Raw genomic sequence first — 17,766 nt, 5'->3', positions numbered from 1 at the left:
TTTATTATACCGACCCACCTTAACAGGTGGTGTCGGTTTTTTTACATTTAAATTAATTACACCCCAGACCAAAAAAACAGTTTGATTATATTTGCTATTAACCAGATCAATCTTTTGTGAACACAAACCGTTTATTTACCTACCTTATCTCTTTTCTGATATTTAATTTTATCAGCTCGTTATCTGCACAAAACAATCAACTTAGAGCATATACATTAGAAGATGGGTTATCTCAATCACAAGTCTACGATATTATACAAGATGAGATTGGATATCTTTGGCTAGGAACTCAGGGAGGTGGTCTTTGTAGATTTAATGGCGATGAATTTAAGATCTGGAATGAAAATGACGGATTACAATCTAACTACATTCACTCCTTGGCTTTTGTAAACGATAGTCTATTTATTGGTACAAAAAACGGGCTTAGCATTAAAACAAAAAATAGATTTACTAATCTTGAAGGGCCTCGTATCAATAAAATATGCTTAATAGAAGATAAAATCTACTTGGCCACTAATATTGGTATTTATGAGTATCGTAAAAGTCTAGGGTTAATCAAAATAAACCTCAATACCAAAATCAATACCAGTATCATTAATGATATTGTATTTGATGGCAGGCTATTTTGGATTGCAACCAATAAGGGACTCTGGAAATTAAATGATATCAAGCAAAATGCCGGTATTATAGAACGACATAGTGCTTATGATTTTACTGCAGCTATTTTTCATAATAATAAAGTTTTTGCTGCAGCTTTTAATCAAGGGATTTTAGTCCTCAATACCAATGCAAAGACCTATGGAAATCATTGGATTCAAAAACCCGTTCGGGTAACTAATATTTCTGTGCATAATGATGGTGAATTATGGTTTTCTACAGACAACGATGGAATTACAATAATAGATTCTGAAAAATACAGAGAAAAAAAGAAAATCAACCGAAAAAATGGTTTAGCTGTATCCCATACAAGAAAAAGTATTTTAGATCGTCAATCTAATATTTGGATAGCAACATCTGGTGGTGGATTTTATAAATATTTTCAAAATAACTTTGTTCATTATGATAAAAATACCGGCTTAAAAGGAAATCGAGTATATGCCGTTCATAATGCAAAAAATGGTATTTGGGCATCTAATTCAGAGGTAGGATTAGTGCAAATCGACTCCTTAGGAATTCATAATATTCCTCAGGAAGAACAATTATCCGAAGTAAAAATTAAAACTATCACCAGTGATATTTCTGGTAATATTTGGGCTGGTACAGAAGGTAAAGGAATTCTTTTTAAAAAGATAAGTCAGGTTGATAGTGTTTTTACAGATACTATACAAAATATAGAAGCAGATAAAGATCCAATTATAACTACAGATACAATTGTAAAAACTGTCATCAAAAATCATATTATTGATACTGATAAAGGATTACCATCAAATTGGATAAGAGCAATCGAAGTCATTGATAATACTATATGGGTGGCATCGTATTCTGCTGGAATATCTAGATTCACCTATGATTCTGAGAAAAAACGTATCCTATCATTAAAAAAATTTTCAGGAAAGAACGGCATAAATGATCTCCATATCAGAGATATGAAACAAGATTCGACCGGTAAAATTTGGTATGCAACTCAAAACGGACACTTAGGATACATTAAGAAGAATAAGGTTACTCATTTAGGCAATGTTTTAAAACAAGCGACCGCAATAAGTTCAATTCTTTTTCATAAAAATACGATTTACATAGGAACAGCCGGAAGAGGAATTTGGTGGTCTGATTTGGATGGTGATATTGCATTTAAAAAATTAAAAGGTAGAAAAAAGCCATATTCTGATAATATTTATCAAATTATATTTGATGATAAAGATAATCTGTGGGCTGGAAGCGAACGTGGAGTGGACAGAATAGAACTAAATCAATCAAATGATATTGTAGACATCTTTCATTTTGGTCGAAATGATGGTTTTTTAGGTATAGAAACCTGTCTCAATGCTGTTACCAAAGATGAACAAGGAAACCTATGGTTTGGAGCGATTTATGGGTTAACCAAATACCAACCTACCGGAACTACTAAAGCCACTATCAAGCCAAGTTTATATTTTGAAGAAGTAGAAGTCGCTTACCGTAGTGTGGATTCTATACGATTAAGTGTTTGGGCCAATAGTAACCACATTCTAAAACTCACTCCAAATCAAACAGAATTATCTTTTAGCTATAAAACAATTGATCTGGATCATCCTAATGACGTCGAATATCGTTGGAGATTAAATAATTCTGAATGGAGTCCATGGTCATCTGATCATAGGCAAAATCTTGCTGGATTAGCCTATGGTTCACATGCTTTTACAGCACAATCCAGAAATTATCGATGGGAAGAAAGTGAACCTATTGCTTTTCAATTTTTTATTGATAGCCCCATTTATGAAAAAGGCTGGTTTCAATTAGCTGTTTTGGCGATGATCATATTATTTATAGGAGGCTATGCATTATCATACGTTCGGCGTGTGAAACAAAAAAACAAAGAGGAGCGTAATCGCTTAGAAATGAAGAACCACCTACTTTCTTTAGAACAAAAAGCATTACGATTACAAATGAACCCACATTTTATTTTTAATGCACTTAATGGTATAAAAGCAATGGGAACCAGTAATCCTAATCGTATGAATAATACCATTAACACATTTGCTACTTTATTAAGAGAAACTTTATATAATTCGAGAAAAGATTATATTACTTTAGATCAGGAAATACAAACGCTCAAACATTATGTCGAAATAGAACAGCTAATGGCTAGTAAACCATTTACATATGATATCGTAGTTGATTCTGATTTAGACCCAGAAGAAATTCTAATTCCGCCTATGTTAATTCAGCCTTTTGTGGAAAATGCGGTTAGACATGGGATATTAAAAGGAAGCAGAGATGGAGAATTAAAAGTACAGTTTCATACTACTGAAGAGTTTTTACATTGTACTGTATTAGATAACGGGCAAGGTATTTTTCAATCGCAAAAAGCAAAAACCAAAACAGATCACCAATCAATGGCCCTAACAGTAACCAGAGAGCGATTAGAGTCAATTTCTGGAAAAGATTCTTTAAATATAAGAGAAATTATGCAAAACGGAAATTCTGTAGCAGGAACCGAGATTGCATTTAAAATACCATTACAAACCGACTATTAAAACTATTATGCTTACAGCCATTATTGTAGAAGACATGCCAGATGCACTTCAACTTTTGAAAAGTGATCTAAAATCAAATCATCCTGAAATAGAAGTAGTCGATACGGCACAAAGTGTTGTTGAAGCGGCAAAATCATTACGCAATACACAGCCAGATATTTTATTTTTAGACATCATGCTCGGTGATGGTACTGGTTTTGATATCTTAGAAATATTTCCTGATTTAAAATCAAAAATAATTTTTGTTACTGCCAGTGATGAATTTGCCATTCGAGCATTCAAATTTGCAGCTATAGATTATGTATTAAAACCATATTCAAATGAGGAACTGGCTCAGGCTATTGCAAGGGCCAAAGAGCAAATACAACCCAATAAAGAACGTCTTAATATTCTTAAAGATACGTTATCTGCTCCAGAACAAAAACCCGATAAAATATCATTACATACTCTGGATAAAATCATTATTGTAAATCTGGACGATATTATTCGCTGTGAATCTGATAGTAATAATACAATCTTCTATCTTCAAGATGGGCAAAAAATATTTGTAACCAAAACATTAAAATACTTTGCTGATATGCTTAAGAGTTATCAGTTTTTGAGAGTACACCAAAGTCACTTGGTTAACCTGCAATGCATTAGTGCGTTTATAAAAACTGACGGAGGATATCTTATGCTTAAAAATGGAGAGAATATACCTGTATCTGTTCGTAAAAAAATCGAAGTAATGGAAATCTTAGATCGTCTTCACAGGTAATTTTTAGGGTATAACTAATAATAACTTTTGTATTTCACAACACAATTCATCTCTTCTATAGCGGTTACTTCTTCTTTAACTGTATAGAATCTATTTTTTTATTATTAACTGAATTTACCAGACTTAACAAACTCTCTTTTTATACCTTCTGTTATATCTTTATATGAGATTACATGACTTTCTTTGGCCAATACATTAAGACAAACATACTGCACTACATTCATAATATCTGCACCAGTCAATTCAAATTTTTGGGCAAGTTGTTTAAGGTCTATATCCTTGTCCAGTATAAGTTTATTGGGAAAAGCATTCTGCCATAAACTTAACCTCTCTTGCGTTCTTGGCATCGGGAAATGAATAATCGATTGAAAACGACGAACGAAAGCTTCATCTATGTTACTCCTAAAATTAGAAGCCAATATGATCAATCCCTTGTATGTTTCTACTCGCTGAAGTAAATATGCAACTTCTTGATTGGCATATCTATCATGAGAGTTTTGTACCTGTGTACGTCTTCCAAATAACGCATCTGCTTCATCAAAAAAGAGAATCCAATCCTTATTTTCTGCTTTATTAAAAAGATTTGCAAGATTTTTTTCTGTTTCACCAATATATTTAGATACCACAGAAGAAAGGTCCACTCGGTATACATCTCTATTCGTGTGTTTTCCTAATAAATTAGCGGTTAAAGTTTTTCCTGTACCTGGTGGACCATGAAACAATGCTCTATATCCAGGTTTTAGTTTTTTACGCATTTCTAACCCTTCGAATAAGGCATGTTTATATTTTAACCAGATAAGAATATCCTGAATTTGAAGTGAAGTCGAACTAGGTAAAATTAAATCATTCCAATGCTGTTCTGTTGTAATTTTGGCAGCAGGAAATTCTGTGCTAAAACTAGGACTGGTTATACGACCTAATGTTATTTTGTCAATAAATTCCTGATCCAAAATAAGTTGTCCGCTCATAGCCGGTTCATTTCTTTCAGGCTCCGCCAAACGAATCACTTGTTTTTTTGCAAACCAGTGCTCTGGAGAAAAAAGCTGCTGAATCCGAAATCGATATTCAAGGTTTTCACCCGCCAAAAGAAAGAGTGCTGTCTCTCCCGATGGTAAAAACCCTCGATGTCCTTTTCCTCTAATCCCTCCTAAATGAGGAAATCCTCCACCATTAGGATATACACTTTGAATAAGTCGATCAAAATAATGAGGTCGGATATGAGGTGCCAACGCCAAAGTAATAATCACCAATTCTTCATCACTAATCTTTTTAACAGGTAAATGTGGTAATAGAGAAGCAGACCATGAAGTGATATCCCAAGATTCTAGTTCTAAGCGCTCATTGGTCTCAAAAGACTTTAAACTACTTAGCAATAGCGTCTTAAGACCTGTTAAGGCATATTCTAAAGAAGTATTGATTTCTGTAGTGATCATAAACGGTTATCCTTTTTGCTGAACAACATGTGTTAATTCATGTACTAATAAATGTTTCCCACTTCTGGAATAAGGATCATATTTGTCCATATTAAAATAAATATCATATCCATGGGTAAATGCTTGTGCGTTTAACATCGCAGAGAGCTCGATAGCTTTTTCATCAGTATGAATACGAACATTGGTGAAATCTGCTTTCATTTCGGCCTCCAGTTCTGCTTTTATCTCTTCAGGAAGCGGCATACCTTGTCCTTTGGTTTCCTGAATCATAGCTTCTACAGATTCCATAGCATTAGCCTCTGTTTTCTTTCCTTTTTTTTCTTTAGATTCTCCTTTGGCTTGAGTTGCCTCATCATCCATTTTCCTTTGAATTTGTTTTGTAGCAGGTTCTTCTTCCTCTGTTTGTCGTTGAATACGTTTTGCAGCAGGCTCCTCTTCTTCTGCCTGCAGTTGAATTTGTTTCGCAGCAGGTTCTTCTTCCTCTGCTTGTCTTTGAATACGTTTTGCAGCAGGTTCCTCTTCCTCTGCTTGTCTTTGGATACGTTTAGCTGCAGGTTCCTCCTCTTCTGCTTGTCTTTGGATACGTTTAGCTGCAGGTTCCTCCTCTTCTGCTTGTCTTTGAATACGTTTAGCTGCAGGTTCCTCTTCTTCCGCTTGTCGTTGTACCGATTGTTTTCCAAAAGCATCACCAGGTGCTTTCTCATTATTTTGTTGTAGTACATGATCAGCCATAGCATCAGCTTCCTGTTCAAAAGGACTGCTAGGATCACCTACTTCTAATTTGGCCTGGAAAAAACTATCACTCCCAGAACTTTCTTTCGCTTTATTTTCTGTATTCGAAAAAAAAGGATCGCTTTCCTCCTTTTTGTTCTTGTTTGGTTTTCTTGGTCTTATTTTTTTCATTGTTTTTGTGTTTTAATATATTATTAGATCATTCTACATTTTAAACTAATTATGAAGTGAGTTTCAATCATCATCGTCATAATTTCCGCCTCTGTCTCTTCTTCTACCTCTACCTCTTCTACCTCTACCTCTTCTTCTATCATCTCCATTATCATCAGTATCCCTTTCTCTTTTATCTTCTATTCTTCTACTTCTTCTGCTTCTTTCCTCATTTCTTCCTCTTGGTGAATGACCTCTATTAACTGTTGTCATAGAAACTGTACCTATATATCGGAAATGAACTCCATGCCCTTCTGCCATACAACGAATCTCAGCTACCTTAATTCGGCCTACCTTATTTTGTCCTTCGAAAACATCATAAAATGTATGAGTATCACCATTATCCATAACTTCTACACCACTAGCCCTTACAAATCTAGCATTCGATGCAAAATTCTCAATCTGGATCGCTTTTTCATGCGCTTGATCTATATTCTCAAATAGACCATTATCTGTTTCCAAATTACATTCTTCATTACCTCCTTCAGCCTTGCCACTAGTTGTATCTTTCTTTGCTCTAAATATATAATTATAATCCCAGCTATCTCCCCCATCTACAACAGAAATACTACTAAACACAGGGTGCTTTTCTTTTACGTTGGCAGCTACTTTCTGTGCATTCTCCTGACTAATATTACTATTCTCAATAAATGGTTCTTCTTCAGTTTGAAATGCCTGAAGTCCTTTGTCTTTATCTTTTCCATTTAAAAATTTCTGCGCTTTCCCCTTCACCCATAAAATCATCTTATCAAGTGCCTTATCGATAGGATCTCTGATCTTTTTCAAGATATTTTGCAAGGCATCTCCTATTTTACCTAGTCCAACAAATTCAGCCAAAAAGCTTACTGCTAATACCAGGATTCCTTTCATGGTGTTGACTACCTTTGTGGCTGCAGGTACCAGATTTCCTGCTACGATATCGGCAATAGAGTTCATAAAGGCGACTCCTACCTGTATAATCTTTTGAATACGCTGAATAAATACTTGAATAGCTCCCCAAATAGCCAGAATGGCTTGAATAAATCCGGCCCCAGGAATAAACATACTTACTAACTTTGCCACTGCCTTTGTAACCACCGTCTGGGTAACCCAGGAGATGATCTCACCAATCACCGTATCCTTGAGTGTCGTAATATGTTCCATAATTTTCTCCCAAGCTGCAGCAGGACCTTCGGTCACCAATAACTGGATCAGCTCAAAACCTTCCTCAAGAACCGTAACTGACCCTTCACCCAAATGCTCTACTAATTTGGCCCTCATATTCTCCCAGGTAAGACCCAATACGGATAATACGAACTTCAAAATCTCTACAAAATCAAGTCCTGTCGGAATATAAACACCTGCACCCGCCAAAGTTCCCGTCAACCAATCGATTAGCACCTCCCTTAAAATACTACCGATATTATCTTTAAACATTTGAAAGCCCATTTTTCCGGCCTGTACCAAATTGCCTAAAAAGGCCATAGGGTTCTCAAAAATAGACTGAATAGCACCTCCTGCTCGTTCAAGGAATGGCATAGCTCCAGGGGCGACCACCGAAAAGATGATTTTCAAAAGTTCCCACATTGCATTTCCCGCCCAGGAAACAAAATCTACTACAAAAGTGGCGAAGACTAATGCTATTTTGGCAAAGGCTCTGGGTACTACTACCAAGTCTACTATGGTTAATGATTTTAACGCGTTTATAAATCGAGTAGGAATACTGGTTACCAAGGCAATTAATTGACCCATAGCTCCCTGGAACCATGCCCAGGCTCGTGCAATAGCATTTCCTTTTTTGATATTTTCCCAAATTTCTTCCTGACCGATTAACTTCATAAAGCCACCAATAAGAGTCTCGGCCGTTCGCGGAACAGCATCTCCTGTAATAGGATTTGTACCAAGAACAGCAATAAGCAAATCCCAACCATTTGTCCCTTCTGCAAGACTTGCTAAAGGTCTAAGAATTGCTTCTTTGATGAATTCTAAAATATCTGAAACTAATCCCTTAACAAAGTTAATTAGCATAGTAATTGGCGATGTAAAAATACGTTTCGCCCTACGCCATAAACTTCCCAATCTAGCTATATCTGTTATCCCCAGAGAACCAACAAATTCTCTAAAAGCACTTACAATAGAAGCTCCAATATCTCCAAGAGTATCCAGTTGTTGTACAATCCAATTTCCTACTTTGTCGAATATACCATGGTTGTTAAGTGCCTCCCAGATCATATTTCCTCCTGGTAAAAAGCCCATGATGCCTCTAAAGATATTTGCAGCATTACGAGGGACATCTTGTCCATTAATAGGGTTAAATCCTAAAATAACGGTTAACATTGAATATCCAGGAATATTATTTGCCTTGTCTGCTGCCCAATTACGTGCTCTTGAGATCACACCTCTCTGTACCATAGCAGGGGCACTTTGATTGACCTGAACGTTGGCACTTCGTTGTACTGAATTTTTGGTAGCTGCACCCTGCTGTACTACATGGGTCAATTCATGAGCCAATAATCTTGTCCCTTCTTTTTGTTCTGGCTGATATGTTCCTTTATTAAAATAAATATCACGACCATGAGTAAATGCATGTGCTTGCACCTGATTACTCATCCCTTCTGCATCAGAATCGGTATGAATTCTCACATTGCTAAAATCTGCTCCAAAGGCAGATTCCATTTGTGTTCTTGTTTTTCGAGACATTGAGGTCCCTCCTCCTTTGCTGGCATGTAATTTAGATTCAAAATCAGAATTTGTATGCTGCCCTTCTGCCATTTCACTCAGATTAACTTTGCGTTGAATCTCTCCAGTTTCAGTCTCTGCAATATCTTCTTCCTGATGATGAGTAGTTGGAGGTGGAGGCGTAGTAGTAATTGATTCTGCTGTGGCTGATCGTTGTACTTCTGCTTCTGGGTTGCTAGCAGTATTCAAATCCAATTCTGTTGGACTTTCAAAAGCTGGTTTACGCTGAAAAAAGGCTAACCGCTGGATATTAGTTCCCGCATCCCCAGAAGCAGGAGGTGCCGCTGGAGGAGAAAACCCCTCTCCACCGGTATAAATAGATTGTGTTACCTCATCAGCAACACGATCTGCTTCTACTTCAAATGGATCATTGATTTTGTTAACCTGAAGTTTTGGTTGGAAAAAAGTAGTACTCTCTGCCTTAGTCTGGCTTTCAGATTTAGAATGATCTGCGGCTTCTACAGTAGCAACACCACGTGACTCTTTTACACTTCTATGATGCTGATTAGCAGCAGAAGTTGTCGAAGAGTCATGTGATGTACTTGTGATAGCCATATCTATTCAATACTAAGTTGAAATTTGAATTTATTTTTTAGGTTTTTTGAACTTTTTATTAAGTATCCAGAGAATCAGCAGAATTAACAAGGCTATAATAAATGCTAACCAACCAGGGATACCAAATGTATCCTCGAGCCAATTTTGAACTTCGCAAAGGGTATTACAATCTTGTGATTTCCCAAAACCAAGAGCGCTCCCTTTATAAACTTTTACATCTGAGATACTTATAGATATATCTGGATCATTATTACCATTAATTGCGTCAAAAGTTATAGTATAACTTCCATCTCCATTATCAACTGTATTCACATTAGCGACATCGTTACCTTTAATACTAATTCCATTTGCAAAACCTGGTCCTACAAAACGTTGCTTATTCCCCACTTTATATTTTGGAGCATATTGTAATTGAAATTTATTATCTCCAATTTGAGTGACTTGCTGGGGAGATACATTCGGATCAGGATCGGGATCTCCAAATCTTAAGTACACAGTACGTCTTGTTAGACGGTTAATTTTTCCTATAGAGTCATTAGATGCAGATATTTGAGCAATAGTTTGATATACTCCAGATACATCGGTATCTGAGAATGTTCCTTCATATTTTCCATCCCCAGAATGTGAGAGATTCACTACATTTTCTCCCAGGTTTAAAGAATCTATCAAGTCTGGATTTTGTTCTAAAAGAGCTAATAATTTCTCATATCCTATAGATCCTACATCTACACTATCATTAACATCGAGTTTTACCTGAGCTCTAGCCAGTAAATCGCCAAGATCTTCTCCAGGTTTGAAAACCAGTACTGAAACATTGGCATCTTGAATAGGTTTCTTTCTATAACTGAGATCTGTGAATATGCGCAATTGATCTCCTACTTTGAAATCATCAGCTTCTATATTATAATCGTAATCTAAACGATGATCATCTACCTGCGCTTTAATTTGATATGGTTTTCCTCCTCCAGTTCCTGATCGTACTCTTACCGTCCAAGTTCCTTTAGATGTTTGAGGCAAAGCAGCGCATCCAGCATACTTTTTTAAGTCAATAATACCTAGAAGGCTATTAGTCCCATTATTCGGACCAAAGATGTATTTAATTGCTGATTCATCATTACAACTACCTGTTACCGATACCCCATCTTTTTCTACCGTGAAAAAAGGTTCCTGATCTGGTGTGATGAGTTCGAAAAGAATCTTATCGATATTGTCATTAATTTCAAAATTATGTACAGGTGCTGAAGTTGAAGAACCTGAAGTAGAATCAATAACTCTAGGAACCCTACCGTTTTCAACACCGACAGTTTGAGGACTATTCCCTTCTAGCATATTCTCGAATCCGGCGTCAAAGAAATTTGCTATGCCTGTTGTAGTATTAAAATCGCTTCCATCTCCTCCCGCATTAACCTCCTCTTGTAATAAGAAAAAACGAGCGGTAGCTCCCGTAGGAGTATTTTTTGTGGCTATCTCCTCTAAAAGGCTTGCAGGAGCTCCCATTGCGGCTGCTCCAGTAGCAATGGTAATTATATGGATGGAATCATCACTATTATTTAAAGATTCTCCGCTATCGGTTTCTTCTCCTATATCTGGACCACCATCAACAACTTCATCTCCACGGTTCTGCTCTCCATCTGTAAATAGAAAAATAAGTTGTCGACTATGAGCTGCGGTTGTAGAAAGTTTGTTTTTTCCTGATAATAAACCATCACCCATTGCCGTCCACCCACCTGGAGTTAATGCTATGATTTCATTCGTGAAATTAGAAGCATTTCCATCGATATCTGTAAAAGAAGCTCCAAATCCAGGAGGAGGAGTATCTACTGTGGTTTCGAAATATGTAAGTGCAACTGAATCTCCTGGAACTTTAAAAGCATCTAATTTATTCACAAATAAATTGGCTGCCGTTTGAAGAATATCCATTCTTGTGATAGTTCCGACTCCATCATGTGGCGGATTCCCCATACTCCCTGATCTATCTAACACAAAAGCTGCTGAAACAGGTTTACGAACGGGTATAATCACTTCAATTTCACTAGTGTCGCCTCCGCTTTCAAACTCCAAAAATATGGTGTAAGAATCTTCAACAATTGTAGTTAGAGTGACTGTTGGGTCGGGAACTACATGAAGGATTTCTGCAGTACCATCTACAGTTACTTCTAAATCCGGAGATACAAAAGGATCCTCTCCTCCGACTACCATTTTGAGCCCGCTACCATTGAGCGTAGTAGCATCTACGTTTGTCCAAATTACTATGTTGCCTATACCTAACCCTCCAGGAGTAATTGTAAGATCAAATGCAGCATCACCAACACCATAAGTATTGGCTGTTTCAAGAACATCGGTTCCCGGACTAAAAGGAATGTCTTCTTGCCCAAAAAAATGATAGGGCATCATAAAGCTCATGATAAGAATGATTACAATATTTTTAATAAATTTTAGTGTCGGTTTCATATATAAAGTTTTAATTATGAGTAAAATTTTAAATCCAGTTGATTTGTAAGAGTTCTTTCATCCAAGGGAATTTTACCATTCCAATTCCCCATGGTAGATGTTGTAGCAAGATATCCTGAGCTTTTTGCTCCACATAAAGTTGCCAGCCTGTTTCGGTTTTTAGGAGTTTGCCAGATCTATTGATAAATCCTTCTCTTAAACCATCGACAGAGGTGTTTTTAAGTGCATCCCAATGTTGAATAACTGATTTTAGTAAGCTTCTTGCCTCATTCAATTCAAAGGAGTTGAGCTCTATTCTGTGATCCATAACCGTATCCCATGGCAAACCACATAAATGTTTGAACAATACACACTCATATTCTATGTACCCCATATTTCCTGTACTGAGAAATGTAAGAAGTCGAATTGCCTTTTGGGCAGATGACTCGGTTTTCCAATTGTTATTTTCTAACAATGACAGATTCTTAAAAAAAGATCCTAAAAAAGGATATAAAAGCGTAATTCCGGCATAGTGTACATATACTCCTTCTTCCTCTTCTATTCTTAAAGTTGATTCTGGTATATTATTTTGCTCTTTTCTCTCTTCACTTAAGTATTCTTCTTCTCTGTTAGCTCTATATAAATTATCAGTAGTTTTTTCCTGTTCAGAAGTTTTTACATTTCTATTTGTGTTTGGATTGGTAAAGTGAGCTGAACTCAAATCTATCTTCACATTTTCAGTTTCGTTATCCTTTAAGAGAATTAAGGCTATTTCTTCTTTAAATTTTGAGATCGGAACTTGAGGCCATATTCCTTGTATTTCATTTAAGAAAAAGTGGACTATTTTATCTGAACGGAAACTTCTTAAAAATTTCTTTTTTTTAAAGCAAGTATTTGAAAATAAGTATTTTAAAAACTGTATTTCAGGTTTTTTTACAGTTTTATTAATGAGATCATGGTGTATAATAATAGTCTCCCAAAATACAATTCTAAATTCCTTTTCCTGATCCTTTTGAAAGACAGTTTTTTCAAAAACTTTGTATAGTGGTGAATGATCTAGAGGTATCTCTTTTGACACTCCCATAGTACTTAAAACAAAGGCTATTTCCTCATCCTGAAAAGTAGTTAGAAACCGTATGCGGGTATTGGGTGTTTTTTGAAGTATGGAGACAAGTTTTTTAGTCTTTTTCACATCTAATTGATGTATATATTTCTTACCAATTTGTGGTAACACATTCAAATCAAACCACCATGGAAAGTATCCTTTTTCAAAATAGAACATGAAAGCATTCTCAAGAACATCTATATGATTTTTTTTTCTTGATAATTGTGAAGGTTTGTCTACCTTATTTGTGCCTACTATTCTACTAATCTTATCTGCTAAAATATGTTCAGGTTTATGTGAAGTATTCGTGGAAAAAGAAGAAATAGTTTTGGAATCCTTTTGTAATAAGAAGCTTTTTTTAAGTTGTTCCTGTAAAGCAAAATCTAATCTTTCCTTCAAAACGTTTTCCCAGTTTGTAAACGATATATTCCCTAAATCAATTTCTAAGCTATCAATGAATACATATTCATCACTGTAATATTTCTGAATCTTTTTTTCGATAGCATTACATAATTCTGTTGTGCAATATTGAGTAACATCTTCGCTTAATGAAACGGAAGAAGTATTCCCATTGACATTAATATCAAAAAACAACTGTCTTATTATGTTATCGTATGGTTTCATTTATGCAGATATTTGATAAATTTCATTCAGTACTGTAATTAATTCACTCCTTCTATCGCTAAGGACATTTATTGGTGTTGACGCATCTTCTTTAGCTTCAAGCCATGCTCTCCACCGAGCTGTAAAATTGTTTAGAGAAGGTGTATTTGCATTTTCAACACCGGTATTGATATCTAACCAGTATATGCCTGCCAGTATATGAGCAGGAGTTTCTTCATTAATCTGTTTCACGATAAGGTTTCGAAATTTTTCATTTTGAAATTGTGCAGGAATTGAAGGTATTGGTTCCATTTCTATAGCAAAATCTCTTTCAAATCCAGAGGGAAGAATACTACTAATTCTCATAGAATATGGATTGGAAACATTATTGGTTTCATTTATCGGAATTTCTAAATCGATTGTATCTCCCTCGTTGGGTCGTAAAAGAATATGTTCTACAATATATACTCCACTTCCAATTTCTTTTAGTTCTCTGATGATGTGCCTTATGTTAGTTCTTGCAGCAAATTCGTCATTTGTAGAAGGAAGAGGCGAAGTCGCTACATAGGTCGGTAAATTTCCGGATTCTGGTTGAAATCCTATTACATATGTTACAGGAGATACACCCTGGGGTTCTACAAAATAATGATCTCTATCAATAGCTTGTCGTATAGTCTCTCTAGCTTCATTTTGTGCATCTAAAGCATTGGGATAATTACCCACACTCCGTAATATCACATCACTATTACTATCAATAATTTCAAAAATAAAATCAGGGCCGTCAGGAACAATCTGTATGAAATTATCTACTTCATTATGTAAAGTTCTTCTATTCAGGTTTCTTAAACCCAGCGCACTAAGCAATCGTTTAGATAATCCTGATGTATTTCCTGTATCCCAAGCCTCTTCGCTATAATTTAAAGCCATAAACCGATTTTTACTCTGCTCGGGGAATACACTCAGGTAGTTAATCTTATCTAAAATAAGGTCATGAGCTATTTCAAGTTGTCTTAAATCAAGTTGTGATGAATTATCAACCATCAAAGAGTTTTCTTCATATCTGAAAGAAATATAATGTTCTAAAGAAGCTCCAAATCTTGCCATTAAATGATCGAGGAAACGGTTTCTACGATCTAGAAAAATAGTATTAGACTCGAAGATCTCATCTAAAGCTTGTTGATAATCATTTGAAAGGTCATTTTTAAAATCTTCCCAACTTTGTCCGCTATTTAAAAAATCAACGAGTAATCTTTCATAGTAAGGAATATCATATAGCGGATTTTTAAAATAAGTATTAGTAACATTGGTATCTATGGAGAATAGATCATTAATATGATATAATTGATTTGAATAACTCGCGAGTAATTGATCGATTATCGTTAGATACGCCCTAAACTGTTCTACTTTTGCTCTATGTTCTTCTGAATAGGCATTAGATAATACATTTTTTCCTAAACCAAAGGCGGCAGGGAATTCATGTTGAATAGAATAATAGTCTGATAATGTAGCTAAAGATTCACCAGAAGGAATAGATGGAAGATTAGATATCGTATTAGAAGTTTGAAGCGTTGTTCTTAATTCATCTAATAAGCTAATCACCAAATCGTAATTGTAGTCTAATTCGACTCTTCCACTATAAAATTGTATGTTAGATTTATTAAAACTGAATCTGGGTTTAACCAGTTCTGACTCTGCAAGTACCAAACAATCAGTAACCTTTTCTTCTACTATCTTGTTGTTTCGGTAATTAGAAATAGTAATATTAGAAATTGCAATCACCTGATTTTCGATAATATTTGTTATTGCTGTAGAATTTTTTAGAGCAGTTTTAATAAAAAGATTAACTAAATCTGATATATATACAGTACTATTTCGACTATCAGCAACTCCTCTCGACAAGTCATTGAGTACGGCATCGTCCAGAAAACCATTTGCTAATAAAGGCCCCTCAAAAATGTTTTCGTAAGAGATTTTTTTGGTTTCTAAATCGTGGAGAGATGTAAAAAGTATTGGAGGTCTAAAGAAATTTTCAAGCTCAAATAAAACCGAAGCCAGATATTTTTCGAGATTTAATGTTTTCAAAACTTCAATACTAACATCTATACCAATCTCTTGAATTCTAACGGCCTTTATATCTTGTATATCTTCCCCTAAGTTGCGATGAGCTCTCAATTTCTCCCAAATACTATTTTCAATGGTTGAGGCCGCTACTACTTTTCTGTTAAATAAATCGATGAAGGAGTCGTTACCGGTATTAGACAAAAGGGTAATAATTTCATTTTCGACAGCAGTAGTTTCTATAGGATCTGTACCAATTGTTGGGTTTACAGATATGATAACAGTAAATGAAGTAGTCGAAATAGTATTATAGGTTATTTCTAATTCTGCCGAGTAATCATTTTCTTCTCCTGAAGGAGGTGTTAATATAATACTGGCAGATCCCGGACTGGTAATATTATCTATAGTAGTAAATATTTCCTGAAAAGCATTTGCACCTTCTTCGTCCCAAAAAGGGAAAAACACACCAATAGTAAAATCTTGATCTCCACTTCCGATATTGATAGTAATATTTTTTTCGATGATACTACTATTAATATCACCTAATGTATCATCTTCATCCAATTCTAATAATACATCATACAAACCATTAATATTATTAGTCTCCCCAATAGACAATGGAATAAACCAAGCATTTCTAACACCTTCGGTATCGATTAATACTTTTCGATAATCTTTAATTGTGGTAGGATGAACTGGTAAAATTTCTTCAGCACCAAATAGTACATTAGAAGAATTTTGTTGGCTACTAGCCAAAATATCTTTAATATCAAGGTCAGCTTTTAGCGAAAGTTCGGTAAGTGCAAAACAAAAAGCTTCCAATAGGGTGATCCCTGGATCATGTATGTTATGATCTGTCCAGGTGGTTCCCGAATATTGCTGGAGAAGTCGAATCCCCTCTTGTCGTAAAAACGAAAAATCTTCTCCCTTTTTTAATATTGGAGATTTAAGAATTTGCTGTTTTGTGTTCATATTCATTCATTTCTTTATCAGACTGTACCTTATGATCATTGAGAGCTAATTCTGTTTGAACCTTTATATTTTGAATAAGTTCATATACCTGTATATATGGCATAGAGCCTAAAGCTGCTAATATTTGATTGATTGATCCCAGTGATAAGGACAAGTGAATTTTTTTTTGTTCGACCGATTTCATTGTGTTTTCTGAATTCATGGTTGCTTTATTAGGTTATCTTGTAATTTTTATCCCCCAAGTGCACTTACCCGGGAATCCAATTCATTTAATACTTCTCTTATGTTTATTACTTCAGATCCATTTACCATCACTATTTCTCCATTCGTAAAAAGGTTGGCATTAGGATGATTATTCTGATTTGTATTGCTCACAGTTCCTCCAATGACAACATTCCCTGTGTCGTCTTCAATTTGCATTCTAACCAGGTTTCCATTTTGAGTAAACCGAATGACTTCGGTTAAAGGAGCGTTAATATTTACATCTCCATCGGCTCTCTGTCGCAGCGCATATTCGGTATCATTTGCTCTTTCAAAATGACTAAAATGAGCACGATCTGCCGAAGTACCAGTTGATCTGTCATGAATTACTGCACTTCCTAGCCTCACTTGATTTGTTACGCCATTATTTACACCAATTCTCACTTCAAACAAATAATCTGTAGGTGTAACATCACCTGTTCCGATACCAACATTTCCGCCATTATAAGCCACATTTGGGCCATTCGAAATCGGAGCAAATACTCCTCCAGAACCAGGATCTCCCAACGGGCGCCAATTATTTCCTTCTCTAAATTCGAAAACACCTCCAAAAAAACGTATTGTACCGTTGGTATCATCATTTGTACTTCCTATTCGTATCGCATTGTCAAATACATAATTACTATCTTCAATACTTATAGGATCATCTTCATAATTGATAAACGAATCCCATACATCATTAAAAGCATTTTGATCTGGCCGTTCCCCATTAGAAAAAGGGCCTTCAAAAAGATAAGTTCTACTTCGCTGTGTCAT

General features: G+C 35.4%; 10 protein-coding genes. 2 read left to right on the top strand and 8 right to left on the bottom strand.

The window, feature by feature from the left end; all coding sequences use genetic code 11:
• Window positions 1-116: 116 nt before the first annotated feature.
• Window positions 117-3,176 (top strand): sensor histidine kinase, encoded by a 3,060-nt coding sequence (locus tag FOF46_RS05125; RefSeq protein ID WP_143915701.1) that lies wholly within the window; start codon window positions 117-119, stop codon window positions 3,174-3,176.
• A gap of 7 nt (window positions 3,177-3,183) precedes the next feature.
• The gene (locus FOF46_RS05120; protein WP_109433896.1) at window positions 3,184-3,933 is read left to right on the top strand and encodes a LytR/AlgR family response regulator transcription factor; all 750 of its coding nucleotides are present in this window, start codon (window positions 3,184-3,186) and stop codon (window positions 3,931-3,933) included.
• A 104-nt stretch (window positions 3,934-4,037) separates the two neighbouring features.
• On the opposite strand, the gene FOF46_RS05115 is transcribed toward FOF46_RS05120, so the two are convergent.
• The 8 genes from FOF46_RS05115 to FOF46_RS05080 all read right to left on the bottom strand — a co-directional run bounded on the left by FOF46_RS05115 (window position 4,038) and on the right by FOF46_RS05080 (window position 17,766).
• Complete coding sequence (locus tag FOF46_RS05115) at window positions 4,038-5,366, bottom strand: ATP-binding protein (protein WP_143915700.1); 1,329 nt, start codon at window positions 5,364-5,366, stop codon at window positions 4,038-4,040.
• 6 nt (window positions 5,367-5,372) lie between these two features.
• Window positions 5,373-6,269: an eCIS core domain-containing protein gene (locus tag FOF46_RS05110; protein ID WP_143915699.1), complete on the bottom strand. Its 897-nt coding sequence runs from the start codon at window positions 6,267-6,269 to the stop codon at window positions 5,373-5,375.
• 63 nt (window positions 6,270-6,332) lie between these two features.
• Window positions 6,333-9,581 carry an eCIS core domain-containing protein gene (locus tag FOF46_RS05105; RefSeq protein WP_143915698.1) on the bottom strand — a complete coding sequence of 1,083 codons (3,249 nt, stop codon included), beginning with the start codon at window positions 9,579-9,581 and terminating at the stop codon, window positions 6,333-6,335.
• A gap of 30 nt (window positions 9,582-9,611) precedes the next feature.
• Window positions 9,612-12,032, bottom strand: coding sequence for a vWA domain-containing protein (locus FOF46_RS05100; protein ID WP_143915697.1), 2,421 nt, complete (start codon window positions 12,030-12,032; stop codon window positions 9,612-9,614).
• Window positions 12,033-12,060: 28 nt separating this feature from the next.
• Entirely contained in the window at window positions 12,061-13,740 is a 1,680-nt protein-coding gene (locus tag FOF46_RS05095; RefSeq protein WP_143915696.1) for a contractile injection system tape measure protein, read from the bottom strand.
• On the bottom strand, window positions 13,741-16,749 hold the full coding sequence (locus FOF46_RS05090; RefSeq protein WP_143915695.1) for a hypothetical protein: 3,009 nt from the start codon (window positions 16,747-16,749) through the stop codon (window positions 13,741-13,743). It abuts the gene before it with no gap.
• A complete protein-coding gene (locus FOF46_RS05085) occupies window positions 16,724-16,951 on the bottom strand; it encodes a hypothetical protein (protein WP_143915694.1) in 228 nt (75 codons plus the stop codon). The genes FOF46_RS05090 and FOF46_RS05085 overlap by 26 nt, the downstream gene beginning before the upstream one ends.
• 29 nt (window positions 16,952-16,980) lie before the next feature.
• Window positions 16,981-17,766: a hypothetical protein gene (locus tag FOF46_RS05080; protein ID WP_109433904.1), complete on the bottom strand. Its 786-nt coding sequence runs from the start codon at window positions 17,764-17,766 to the stop codon at window positions 16,981-16,983.

The organism is Aquimarina algiphila, assembly GCF_007489275.1.
GTDB lineage: Bacteria > Bacteroidota > Bacteroidia > Flavobacteriales > Flavobacteriaceae > Aquimarina > Aquimarina algiphila.
This window is presented reverse-complemented; position numbering and strand designations above follow the sequence as displayed.

Excerpts from the sequence above, each read along its gene's own strand:
- FOF46_RS05115 (WP_143915700.1), bottom strand. The coding sequence starts at position 5,366 with ATGATCACTACAGAAATCAATACTTCTTTAGAATATGCCTTAACAGGT.
- FOF46_RS05105 (WP_143915698.1), bottom strand. The coding sequence starts at position 9,581 with ATGGCTATCACAAGTACATCACATGACTCTTCGACAACTTCTGCTGCT.
- FOF46_RS05100 (WP_143915697.1), bottom strand. The coding sequence starts at position 12,032 with ATGAAACCGACACTAAAATTTATTAAAAATATTGTAATCATTCTTATC.
- FOF46_RS05080 (WP_109433904.1), bottom strand. The coding sequence starts at position 17,766 with ATGACACAGCGAAGTAGAACTTATCTTTTTGAAGGCCCTTTTTCTAAT.
- FOF46_RS05110 (WP_143915699.1), bottom strand. The coding sequence starts at position 6,269 with ATGAAAAAAATAAGACCAAGAAAACCAAACAAGAACAAAAAGGAGGAA.
- FOF46_RS05085 (WP_143915694.1), bottom strand. The coding sequence starts at position 16,951 with ATGAATTCAGAAAACACAATGAAATCGGTCGAACAAAAAAAAATTCAC.
- FOF46_RS05090 (WP_143915695.1), bottom strand. The coding sequence starts at position 16,749 with ATGAACACAAAACAGCAAATTCTTAAATCTCCAATATTAAAAAAGGGA.
- FOF46_RS05095 (WP_143915696.1), bottom strand. The coding sequence starts at position 13,740 with ATGAAACCATACGATAACATAATAAGACAGTTGTTTTTTGATATTAAT.
- FOF46_RS05120 (WP_109433896.1), top strand. The coding sequence starts at position 3,184 with ATGCTTACAGCCATTATTGTAGAAGACATGCCAGATGCACTTCAACTT.